Origin of the sequence: Alteromonas lipotrueiana (assembly GCF_019249245.1) — a bacterium.
GTDB lineage: Bacteria > Pseudomonadota > Gammaproteobacteria > Enterobacterales > Alteromonadaceae > Alteromonas > Alteromonas lipotrueiana.
On sequence record NZ_JAESDK010000014.1, the window covers coordinates 58,661 to 70,443 of the forward strand.

Genomic DNA, 11,783 nt, shown 5'->3' on the forward strand with positions numbered 1-11,783 from the left:
ATGCAGCGTACCGTGCGACAGACAATGGGAAATGTTTATATTTCTCGCCTGGCCGGAGCATTTATGCTTTTGATAATGGGCGGCTGTGCTATTGATGTAAGCACGGCCACCTTTGTGCATCAGGACAATAAAGTCACGCCAATTGATACCACTCAGCTCCATCAGCGGGTTAACCGCGATGAAGCAGAAGTTTCGATAACTTCGGTCGAGCTGACTAATGCGCAGGGCGTAGAGCTTAAAGGCATCGCAGTTTCGTACCCGAACCCTGTGGTCAATATTGTCTTTTTTGGAGGCAATGGAACGACGATTTCAAAATCGTCAGGCTTGGTCCATCGATTTGGCAAGTTGCCCGCTAATATTTTATGGGTAGATTATCAGGGGATGGGCGCCAGTCAAAAAGCCTCAGGCATGCGCATGGCTAATATCAAAGCCGATGCATTGCAGGTTTATGACTACGGACACAGCGTTTTTCCCGAAACGTTACCCACGGTAGTGCATGGTATGGCTATGGGCAGCATTTTAGCCAGTTATGTGGCATCGGTGCGCGAAGTCGATGGGCTAGTACTTGATGGCGCCGTTAATCGTATTACTGATGTGGCTCAAAATATGGTGCCAGAGTGGACTAAGTACTTCACCTACCTCGCCGTATCGGCAGACCTGGCAATGGTGGATAACGCGGATTATATACGCAATTACCATGGCCCGCTGTTGATACTGGCAGGCCGCGACGATGAGCTGACCCCGGTTTCATTTGGTCGGGAGCTGTATGATGTGTCGCCAAGCTACAATAAGGAAATTATTATTGTTCCGGGCGCCCGGCATGCCGAAAATATGGAGCACTACAAAGTAGTGCCCCGATATCGAGAGTTTTTAAACTCTTTCGAACAATACCCAGGTTACTGACTATCGCTGTTATTGGTGCTGGGCGAGTGACGAAACTCAGTGGGGGTCGAGGTCGCGAAGAAAGCAAACATAGTATAAATGGCGGTGTTGGTTTTCAATGCTTCCTGGTCAACCTTATCTAATGTATCGTTACGGGTGTGGTGAAAGTCAAAATAGTCGCTGCCATCAGGGTTAAAGTTTACCGCCGGCTGGCCCGCTTCACCCAGTGCGCTCATATCCGACTGCCCCTTGGCGGTATTGGTGTCAGCCATAGTTACGCCAAGTGATGCCAGTTCTTTGGCAAAGGCCGACATGGCAGGCAATGCATCAGGATTAATTCCCGGTTCTAATTCATAAATTTTACCATTACCAAAGTCCCACTCGGCGCCGATAACATGCTGACTCATCTCATCTTTGTGTTGTTTTACATAGTCTTTTGCGCCTAAAAGTCCAACTTCTTCGGCCGCAAACAAAATCACTCTTAGGGTGCGGGCAGGGCGTTGTTTGAGCGTAGCAATATAATGACCTGCTGCCATGGTAATACCCACACCAATTCCATCGTCTATTGCACCGGTGCCCACATCCCAGCTGTCCAGGTGAGCGCCTAGTGTGACCAGCTGTTCAGGCATCTTACTGCCAGTAACTTCACCGATAACATTAGCTATTGTTGTTGTTTCGCCCGTAGGGCCACTGGCATTCGTTGTTAACGAAAAAGTGACTGGCTTGCCGCGTTTCAAAGCATTTTGCAGCAAGTCGGCATCAGGATTAGAAATGGCTACCGCCGGAATTTTTTTAACGCCTTCGGTATAGCGAGAAACCCCGGTATGCGCGAATTTGTTTGAGTCGGTTCCCACCGAACGCATGATAAAGGCAACCGCGCCTTTTTTAGCTGCTTCAGAAGCACCAACAACGCGTGCGCCCACTGCTTTTCCATAACCATGACCGTCTTTATGACGCTCCATTTTGTAGGAAATAAACGCAATTTTACCTTCCAGTTCATCTTCTGAAGCCGCTTTAAGTGCTGCCAAATCAGCAAACTCTACTACTTCTGCTTTTAGGGTTTTACCATTAGTACCTACACTATTGCCCAAAGCCAGCGCCGCGACTGAATGCGGAAAGGGGCTGGATATTTGTGCGCGCATATCACCACGTTGCCATAGCTGAGCTTCGCTTTCTTCGGTCCAGACTTTGTCAAAACCTAACGACTTCATTTTATCTACCGCCCATTGTACTGAGCGTTTTTCACCTTCACTGCCTACCAGCCGGGCACCTACCTCGGTAGTTAAAGACTCGATAAGCTGGTACGAAAGATCGTCCTGCAAAGCTTGCTGTTTCAGCGTTTGCAAAGTTTCGGTTTGAGTTTGGGTAAGACCGGTAGCAGCAAGACTAACCTTATTAACCATAAGCATCGACAGCATTAAGCCTGCTATCGATACAGTGAGAACACTAATTTTCATTTAAATCCCTATTGCAAATATAAGATGCCAAAACCTAAGTGTGACGTTATCCAGCGCTGAAGGGCAACATTAATACGATGACCCTCTGACTATTTACGGCTTACTTCGGTTGCGCGATGTAACCTACCTGGGTGTTGGCCACATGGTCATGCAAACACCGGCGGGGTTTACCAAAAATAAACAGAATATCAACCAAAGCGATACCTGCACCGACTACGGGCAACGAATAGGCAAGTAAAATGGGCAGGTGGCGCCTGAAAACATAGCGGCTGAATGTGGCAGGCTGGCTGTTTAACGTTTGCACCTGAATATTTAAAAAATATTTACCGATAGTTTGGGCGCGGGTCGCAATTAAATAGCCATTTAGTATCACAAACATCAGTATCCCGTAACCCAGCCCCCAGAAAAATGCCTGGGTCAGGACACTCAAGTCATTCTGTTCAGTATTGCTGAGCTGTTGAAACAGAGGGGAGGCAATAATCCAAAATGGGATGGTGGCTAACGCATTAACGAGCATATCGATTAGCGCCGCGGCAAAACGTTCACGTCGGCGCGCTACCGCAAACCGCTGAATATCGTTGATTTCGTCAAGCTCAGCATCGTTTTGTAAACGCTCCTGATGGGCAGCTTGCGCTTCGCTAATGCGTTGTTTTAACTGAGCTGCGCGTTCAGGGTAAGCATCGGCGTCGATAACAAGCAGCGCTTCGCGTAATTCGGCTAGCGAGTAGTCAGTATAATTTGGAGACGTCACAGGCCACCTTTATCTTATTTATTGTTTAATAAGTGTACCTTACCTCTGGTGACCAACAAAAGTCCTGTAAGGTTTGAAACCTGGGTTAAATATTAACAACCGACTCACGTTTTACAATAGTCGGGGTGTACTTATAGGTGCTGCCCATTTGCGGCTTTTCGCCACGCGCATAGGCCAAAGCCAGTTCGGCGGCCTTTGCTGCCATCATTTCAACCGGATAACGCAAGGTGGTCAGCTTAGGGCGACAATATTTGGCAAGCAGAACATCGTCATAGCCGATAATTGAAACCTGTGAGGGTATATCTACATGATGATCTTGCAGCATAGTTATAGCGCCTGAGGCCATCGCATCGTTGTAAGCCAGCACACCGGTAAAAGGGATGCTTTTTGCCAACAGATTCTGCATCGCTTTTTCACCGCCTTCCTGATCCGGGGTGGCGTATTCAATATGACTTGTTGGCAATGTAAGACCTGCCTGGGCGAAAGCTTGCTCAATACCTTCAATACGCTGAATAGGGTCGACAATTTGATAGCGACTACTTATTACCGCGATATCTTTGTGACCGCTTTTTATCATGTGTTCGGCCATTAAACGGCCGCCGGTGACATTGTCCAACCACACACAGCGATGGCTAATTTCAGGAATATACCGGTTTATCAGCACAAACCCCGGTACCTGGCGTGCAAACTCAATAAGTGTCTCATCGTCAAGGGCTTTACTATGCACAACCATGGCTTCGACCCGATGTTCAAGTAGGGTTTCAATGGCCTTTAACTCGGTTTGTTTCTCAATTGAGCCAGCGCTCATTAGTATTTGAACATTATGTCGCCGGGTAACCGTTTCGATGCCATGGGCCAGGGTGGCAAAAAAGGGGTCGAGAAGCTCGGCAATCACTACGCCTAGCGAGGCGCTTTTCTGTGTCACCAATGCCCGTGCATTTGCATTGGGCCGGTAACCCATTTCCAGCATAATTTTTTTGACCCGTTCGCGGGTTTTATCCCCAACTTTGGGCCCGTTATTAATAACGCGCGACACAGTGGCCAGCGAAACGCCAGCGGCATTAGCAATGTCTTTAATGGTAGCCATGAAACGTCCGGGTATCCTTTTTAAACAGTAAAAGTTATTGGCGAAAGGGAGGTTAGCACGAACAATAAAAAATTAACCGGGTATCAGGAAAAAATTTTCCCTATAAAATTATTTTTTAGCAAAGAATCTTAATTTCACGCTTTTCACCAGCAGGGAAAACGTATAACCTAGGCGGTCAGTGTATACCACTTTATCGAAATTCAAAACCTACATAGTATGGTGAAGTCTGCAGACGAATCAGAAGGTGAATATGGCGCAGGAAACATTGCAGAATCATAAAAAAACGAGCGGATGTACGGTGTCAAAATCAAATTTCGGAACCATCGGCACCGAAACTGTTGATTTGTTTACACTGAAAAATACCCACGGTATGCAAGTGAGTATTACAAACTTTGGTGGCATTATTACTGCGCTTGAAGTTCCAGACAAGCACGGCGTGACAGCGAATGTTGTAGCGGGACTTAGTAATTTGTCTGACTACATCAACGATGATGCATGTTTTGGAGCAATCGTCGGTCCCTATGCCAACCGTATAGGAAATAAAGGATTTTGGCTCGATGGACGTTTTTTTTCGCTACATAATAACGAAGGTGATAACACATTACATAGTTCTGTTGCCGGCGTGCACAAAAAACTATGGCATGCGACACCCATCTGCACTGCAGATGAAGCTTCGGTAAAGCTGGCAACGACGAGTCAGGACAAAGAAGGCGGTTTTCCGGGTAATCTGGAAATAACGGCAACCTATACATTAAATAATCACAACGAACTTCGCCTTTTGCTGGAAGCCACTACCGACCAGGCTACACCGGTAAGTCTGACCGGACACAGCTATTTTAATTTGGCGGGGCGCGGTACGGCTATGTCTCACACTCTTATGCTGAAAGCTGAACATTTTTTACCCGTAGACACGGCGCTTATTCCAGAGCAAACACCAGCCCACGTCGCAGATTCGCCATTTGATTTTCGTCAGCCGCGTGCTATTGGCGGGCAAATAGAGGCGGCCCACCCTCAGCTTAAATTGGGTAATGGCTACGATCATACATTTGTTATCCCCGATGTGTATCGCAATGGCAACATGCCAATAGCTACAGTGACTGAGCCTTATTCGGGAAGGATATTAGAGCTTTTCACCACCAGCCCGGGCGTACAGTTTTATTCGGCAAATTATTTGTCGGGGTGCGGGCCAAACCGACAGGGTGAGTACTATCAAGACCGCGAGGCTTTCGCCCTGGAGCCTCAACAGTTTCCAGATGCCCCGAATCAGCCGGCGTTCCCAAACCCGGTATTGCGACCCGGCGAAAAATATGAAAACCAGATAGTGTATAAATTCAGCACCTTATAAGGTACAGCCAACAGGTATTACCCATTGTGCTACGAGTGAGGGGTAATCGTTTACCTAAGCGTGGGTGTGAAATTACGACGAAAATCGTTTGCAACAACTATTGAAAGAGAATTTTATGACCGTTAACTTCGATCCAACTGAGCACCCTCACCGCCGGTTCAATCCTTTATTAGGTGAGTGGGTTTTGGTCTCGCCCCATCGGGCCAAGAGGCCGTGGCAGGGTCAGTCTGAAGCGCCGGCGCAAGCTGAGCAACCTGAATACGACCCGGCATGCTATTTATGCCCCGGAAATACTCGCATCAATGGTGAAAAAAACCCTGATTATTCATCTACCTTTGTATTTCAGAACGACTTTGCGGCATTGCAGGAACACACCCCTGAGGCTCGCCACGACGATCCGCTCTTTTCAATGCATTCTGAACAAGGCTGTAGCAAAGTAATATGTTTTTCGCCGGATCACAGCAAAACCTTACCAGAGCTCACCAATTCTGAACGAGCTTCGGTGGTTAAAACCTGGGTAGAGCAAGCGCAGGCGTTATCGCAGCGCTATGAGTGGGTACAAATTTTCGAGAACAAAGGCGCAGCGATGGGGTGTTCTAATCCTCATCCCCATGGACAAATATGGGCTCAGCAACATCTGCCAACTCAGGCTGAAAAAAAGCTGACTCAATTTAAAGCGTATTTTTCACAGCATAAACGTAGCTTGCTGGCCGATTATGTCGAGCGTGAAATTACCGCCCAGAAGCGGGTGGTCAGATTGAATGACGATTGGGCGGCTATTGTGCCGTATTGGGCAGCCTGGCCCTTTGAAATATTATTATTACCGCGTTTTGAGGTGGCCTCTATTACTCAGTTAAGTGAAAAACAACAGCAAAGTCTGGCTGACATTGTGGGTCAGATTACAATTTGCTATGACAACTTGTTTACTACTTCGTTTCCTTATTCGATGGGGTGGCATAGTGCCCCGGCAACTAATGATGAGCATAGCGGCTGGGGTTTGCATGCTCACTTTTTTCCGCCGTTACTGCGCTCTGCAGAGGTTAAAAAATTCATGGTAGGCTACGAAATGCTTGCCGAGGCCCAGCGCGATTTAACCCCCGAACAAGCCGCCGAACGGCTTAAGGCTCAACCTGGTGTTCATTACAAGGAGTCGCGCTCAAATGCTAAATAGGCAAGAATTACAGGATGCGTTTTTAAGTCATTTTGGACAACCCGCAGCTTTAACGGTACACGCCCCGGGGCGGGTTAATCTTATTGGCGAGCATACCGATTACAATGGCGGATTTGTTTTTCCTGCAGCTATTAACTTCGGAACCTGGATTGCTGCATGTAAACGCAGCGATAATCAGGTTGTTGCGGTAGCCATGGATATTAATGGTAATGAAAATTCATTTAACCTTGATGATATTCAGTTCGATCATAATCAGAGTTGGGCTAACTATGTACGGGGGGTGGTAAAAATGCTGCAACAGGCATACCCCGACATTAATGGCATGAGTCTTATGATAACCGGCAATGTACCGCAAGGCGCCGGGCTAAGTTCGTCAGCTTCATTCGAAATCGCCTTGTTGCGGGCATTTAGCGACGCTTACGGTTTATCACTAACAGGCGTTGAAGCGGCGTTGTTAGGGCAAAAGGCAGAAAACGACTTTGTGGGATGTTCGTGCGGTATCATGGATCAGCTTGTTAGCGCATTGGGGGGAGAAGATCAGGCTATGCTGCTTGATTGTGAGGCCCTCACCTACCGACATACAACATTACCCGACGACCTTGCCATTGTCATTATCAACTCAAATGTAAAACGAGGTTTGGTCGATAGTGAATACAATATTCGCCGCGAGCAGTGCGAAGAAGCAGCCGGTGTGTTGCAGGTGACCAGCTTACGCCATGCAACGTTAGAGCAATTAGAACAGCACAAGCCTGAGCTTAAAAACACTGTGTACCAGCGAGCTCATCATGTCATTACTGAAAATGCCCGTACTCTTGCTATGTTCGATGCATTAGAAGCGGGGGATATTGCCAAGGTAAGCCAGGTGATGGCTGAATCTCATGTTTCTATGCGCGATGACTTTGAAATTACAGTCCCGCAAATCGATTTTCTGGTAGAGCAGATAGCTCAGGTTGTGGGTGACAAAGGAGGCGTCAGAATGACAGGGGGCGGCTTTGGAGGCTGCGTGGTAGCACTGATTCCAAAAAAGTTAGTAGAAAAGGTGTCAGATACGGTCAATAACTTTTATCATAGTCACACTGGGCTAACCGCTGCTATTTACGTGTGCTCAGCAGAGCGGGGGGCTTTTGCCTGATCGCGGTAGGCTAAATCAAAAAATACAACAATAAAATCGCAGGGACACTATGAACATCGAGACATTAGATCTCGCAGTATTCGTTATTTACGTTATTGCACTTATTGGCATTGCCGGCTGGGTTTCACGCGAGAAAAAAGGTCACGCAAAAGACACTAACGATTACTTTTTAGCCGGCTCTAGCTTGCCATGGTGGGCCATTGGCGCATCACTGATTGCCGCCAATATATCGGCTGAGCAAATTATCGGCATGTCAGGCTCGGGCTATCAAATAGGGCTTGCCATCGCATCGTACGAATGGATGGCTGCACTCACGCTTATTATTGTGGGTAAATTCTTTTTACCGATATTTTTAAAACACAAAATTTATACCATGCCGCAGTTTCTGGAACAGCGCTATGATCACCGCGTGCGAAAGGTGATGGCTATCTTCTGGATTGGGGTATATATCTTCGTTAACCTCACGGCGGTATTATGGCTCGGAGCCTTGGCCATCAATACCATTGCAGGTGTTGACTTAATCTACGGAATGATTTTTCTGGGGGCTTTTTCACTGGCTTATTCGCTATATGGCGGATTAAAAGCGGTGGCCATGACCGACATTATTCAGGTGGTATTGTTGGTTATTGGAGGCTTATTTTTGTCTTACACCACACTAAATCTGATTAGTGACGGAAATGGGGCATGGCAAGGCTTTGTTGAGATAACAAATCGTTTACCTGAAAAATTCGATATGATTTTGTCTGAGGACAGCTCACATTATGACAGCCTGCCAGGCATATCGGTACTTATTGGCGGTATGTGGATAATGAACTTATCTTACTGGGGCTTTAATCAATATATTATTCAGCGAACTTTGGCGGCTAAAAATCTTGCGGAAGCACAAAAAGGTATTGTATTTGCTGCATTCCTAAAACTGATGATGCCCCTTATTGTGGTATTGCCAGGAATTGCCGCGGTTATCTTGTCGCCCGACCTGGATAAAGCCGACCAGGCTTACCCGTCAATGATGACCCTGATGCCGGTAGGTCTCAAAGGCCTTATCTTTGCCGCTCTGGTAGCGGCGATCGTGTCGTCTCTTGCCTCTATGACCAACAGTGTTTCTACTATTTTCACTATGGATATTTATCGTGATAGTAAACCCAATGAAAGTCAGCACCACTATGTGACAGTAGGACGAATTGTAAGCCTGGTTTCTTTAATAATTGCGATGGTAGTTGCCAAGCCATTGTTAGGTAACTTCGACCAGGCATTTCAGTATATTCAGGAATTTACCGGCTTCTTTACTCCGGGCATCGTGGCCTTATTTATTTTGGGTATGTTCTGGAAAAAAACGACGGCAACCGGTGGGTTAGTCGCAGCACTAGGCTCGTTTGTCTTTAGCTTGTTGTTCTGGTTGTTTTTACCTGACATTCCATTTATCGACCGTGTAGGCATTGTATTTTTATTATGCTCGGGGCTGGCGATTGTTATTTCGTTGGTGCAAAACCAAGGTGATAATCCTCGGGCGGTCAATATTAATGAAGTGGAGTTTAAGACACGCACCAGCTTCAATTTGTCGTCTGTGGCGGTGATAGCAATTTTAATCGCTTTCTATGCTACCTGGTGGTAGCGCTGCCGATAGCTTTAAAAAACGCCGCATTTGCGGCGTTTTTTATTATGGCTGCCTGAGATTTGTTTTAGGAGGGAGGTGTTTTCGTCCGTTCCACATCTAGATGATAATTATTCTTATTCTAATTTAGGTTTGGGTCTTTTCTTCCTCAATAAAAGTGTTTATTATCTTTCGCAAATAATAATTCTTATCATTCGCATATAGAAATTTGAGAGGACACTGAGTGAAAAAGCACACATTATCCATCGCAGTAGGCTTGGCCATGACCCTGAGCACTGCTCACGCTCAAACAGAGACGACAGCTAAAGAGTCGGATCTGGAACGTATTACTGTTCGTGGCGCCTTCTTCGGCCAACAGGTTGCAGACGCAGTTAAGACACCCACCTTACTTATCAATGTACCTCAGTCGGTATCAGTTATCAGCGAAGAGCAAATTGACGAGCAGGCACTATTCAGTGTTGCAGATGTTATGCAATACACGCCAGGCGTCAGCGTGGGGCTGGGAGAAGATCATCGCGACCAAATTACTATTCGTGGCCAAAATACAACCGCCGACTTTTTTGTAGATGGTTTACGCGATGATGTGCAGTATTTTCGTCCTCTTTATAACTTAGAGCGTGTTGAAGTACTACGCGGTGCTAATGCCTTGTTATTTGGTCGCGGAGGCGGCGGTGGTGTTGTTAACCGTGTTACAAAAGTGGCCGAACTAGATGAAGATTTTACAACGCTAAGCGCTGGCATCGATACTTTCTCAGCAGGCTCAATTAGTATCGATAGCAACAAAATACTTGAAAACAATCAGGCATTTCGCTTTAACGGCGTGTTCGATACCATTGATAACCATCGCGACTTTAAAGATGGCGAACGTTTTGCCCTTAATCCTACCTATAGCTGGCAGGTCGATAGCAACACTGTATTACGTGCGTCTTACGAATATGTTGATGATGACCGGGTTGTGGATCGCGGCGTACCTTCGTTAGATGGCGAGCCGCTTATGAATGCACAGGATACCTACTTCGGTAAACCGGATTTTAATAACACCACTTTAGAGGCCCATATTGCTAAAGTGCGAGTTGAACATCGCATTAATAACAGCTGGACCAGTAATGCAACCTTGCAATACGCCGATTATGACAAGTTGTACCAAAATCTGTATCCGGTCAATTTTGATGATACCGCAGGCACCGTAACCCTGGACGGCTATAAAGATACCACCTCACGCCAAAATACATTGTTGCAGGTTAACCTGGTAGGTCAGCTCGACGGCTTCGGTGTAGCGCACACCTTACTAATGGGTGCAGAATATGGCGATCAGGACACAGAAAACGCACGTCGTGATGCGTTTTTCGACCAGTCGCAGGACGATCAGGTTACTTTTATGTTCAGCAATCCGCTGGATATCCCACAAATGAGTCTGACCGATCCGGTTCGCGACCGTGCATCTGAAGTTACTTTCACCTCTCTGTTTGTTCAGGATGAGGTTGAGCTGACCGAACAATGGATGGTTGTCGCAGGTTTACGTTATGACAATTTCGATATTGATGTTGCTGATAAAATTGAGGCTGCTAATGGCAGTCAAGATGGTAATAATGGTTTATTAAGCAGCTCAGATACTGAGATGTCGCCACGTTTAGGCTTAATTTATAAGCCGATGGAAAACATCTCATTATACGCAAGTTACAGTAAGTCGTTCTTACCTCGTTCAGGCGACCAATTTTTGTCTTTATCATTGACCTCTCAGGCGTTAGATGCAGAAGAGTTTGAAAACCGTGAGTTGGGCGTAAAATGGAACATCAGCAATGCACTGAGTGTCAATGCTGCCGTATTTGAAGTTGAGCGTGAAAATGGCGTTACCCAGGATCCGAACAATCCAGAGCGTTCTATTTTAACTGGCACTGAAACCACAGGTTTTGAAATTCAAATGGTGGGTCAAATTACCAAACAGTGGGAAATTAACGCGGGTTACAGCAACTTAGATGGTGAAGAACTTGGCCGCGTAGTGGACGGCGAAATTGCTAACCGGGACTTAGCTCAACTGCCAGAACATAAATTCACTCTGTGGAACCAGTACTCATTGACCAACGATTGGCGTCTTGGCCTGGGTGTATTGTATCAGTCAGAACAATATGCCACGCTGAATAACGAGGTCGAATTGCCTGACTTTTGGCGTGTAGATGCTGCGGTTTATTATGACTACAGTGACAAAATGCAAGTTCAGTTGAATGTTGAGAATGTGTTTGACGAAGAATATTTTCCGTCTGCGCATAATGCCAACAACATCGGTACTGGCGAGCCGGTAAACGCTCGTCTTAGCATGCAATACAAGTTTTAATAATGCGGTAAAAT

General features: G+C 46.4%; 9 protein-coding genes. 6 read left to right on the forward strand and 3 right to left on the reverse strand.

Annotated features, from left to right (window positions below; translation table 11 throughout):
• The gene (locus JK130_RS10635; RefSeq protein ID WP_218354298.1) at positions 1-903 is read left to right on the forward strand and encodes an alpha/beta hydrolase; all 903 of its coding nucleotides are present in this window, start codon (positions 1-3) and stop codon (positions 901-903) included.
• On the opposite strand, the gene JK130_RS10640 is transcribed toward JK130_RS10635, so the two are convergent.
• The 3 genes from JK130_RS10640 to JK130_RS10650 all read right to left on the reverse strand — a co-directional run bounded on the left by JK130_RS10640 (position 897) and on the right by JK130_RS10650 (position 4,177).
• Positions 897-2,339: a M20/M25/M40 family metallo-hydrolase gene (locus JK130_RS10640; RefSeq protein WP_246587761.1), complete on the reverse strand. Its 1,443-nt coding sequence runs from the start codon at positions 2,337-2,339 to the stop codon at positions 897-899. The genes JK130_RS10635 and JK130_RS10640 overlap by 7 nt on opposite strands.
• Positions 2,340-2,439: 100 nt before the next feature.
• A complete protein-coding gene (locus JK130_RS16670; RefSeq protein ID WP_218354299.1) occupies positions 2,440-3,090 on the reverse strand; it encodes an RDD family protein in 651 nt (216 codons plus the stop codon).
• Positions 3,091-3,175: 85 nt separating this feature from the next.
• On the reverse strand, positions 3,176-4,177 hold the full coding sequence (locus JK130_RS10650) for a LacI family DNA-binding transcriptional regulator (protein ID WP_218354300.1): 1,002 nt from the start codon (positions 4,175-4,177) through the stop codon (positions 3,176-3,178).
• A gap of 298 nt (positions 4,178-4,475) precedes the next feature.
• Between JK130_RS10650 and JK130_RS10655 the strand changes: the two genes are divergently transcribed.
• The 5 genes from JK130_RS10655 (at position 4,476) to JK130_RS10675 (ending at position 11,769) form a co-directional block, all read left to right on the forward strand.
• Positions 4,476-5,522, forward strand: a complete 1,047-nt coding sequence (locus JK130_RS10655) for an aldose epimerase family protein (protein ID WP_218354301.1) — start codon at positions 4,476-4,478, stop codon at positions 5,520-5,522.
• A 115-nt stretch (positions 5,523-5,637) separates the two neighbouring features.
• Positions 5,638-6,693: a UDP-glucose--hexose-1-phosphate uridylyltransferase gene (locus JK130_RS10660; RefSeq protein ID WP_218354302.1), complete on the forward strand. Its 1,056-nt coding sequence runs from the start codon at positions 5,638-5,640 to the stop codon at positions 6,691-6,693.
• Entirely contained in the window at positions 6,683-7,825 is a 1,143-nt protein-coding gene (gene galK, locus JK130_RS10665; RefSeq protein WP_218354303.1) for a galactokinase, read from the forward strand. The genes JK130_RS10660 and galK overlap by 11 nt, the downstream gene beginning before the upstream one ends.
• Before the next feature lie 49 nt (positions 7,826-7,874).
• Positions 7,875-9,437 carry a sodium/sugar symporter gene (locus tag JK130_RS10670; RefSeq protein ID WP_218354304.1) on the forward strand — a complete coding sequence of 521 codons (1,563 nt, stop codon included), beginning with the start codon at positions 7,875-7,877 and terminating at the stop codon, positions 9,435-9,437.
• A 223-nt stretch (positions 9,438-9,660) separates the two neighbouring features.
• Positions 9,661-11,769, forward strand: coding sequence for a TonB-dependent receptor (locus JK130_RS10675; protein ID WP_218354305.1), 2,109 nt, complete (start codon positions 9,661-9,663; stop codon positions 11,767-11,769).
• Positions 11,770-11,783 lie beyond the last annotated feature (14 nt).

Coding starts and splice junctions, on each gene's coding strand:
- JK130_RS10635 (WP_218354298.1), top strand. CDS start 1: ATGCAGCGTACCGTGCGACAGACAATGGGAAATGTTTATATTTCTCGC.
- JK130_RS10640 (WP_246587761.1), bottom strand. CDS start 2,339: ATGAAAATTAGTGTTCTCACTGTATCGATAGCAGGCTTAATGCTGTCG.
- JK130_RS10650 (WP_218354300.1), bottom strand. CDS start 4,177: ATGGCTACCATTAAAGACATTGCTAATGCCGCTGGCGTTTCGCTGGCC.
- JK130_RS10660 (WP_218354302.1), top strand. CDS start 5,638: ATGACCGTTAACTTCGATCCAACTGAGCACCCTCACCGCCGGTTCAAT.
- galK (WP_218354303.1), top strand. CDS start 6,683: ATGCTAAATAGGCAAGAATTACAGGATGCGTTTTTAAGTCATTTTGGA.
- JK130_RS10670 (WP_218354304.1), top strand. CDS start 7,875: ATGAACATCGAGACATTAGATCTCGCAGTATTCGTTATTTACGTTATT.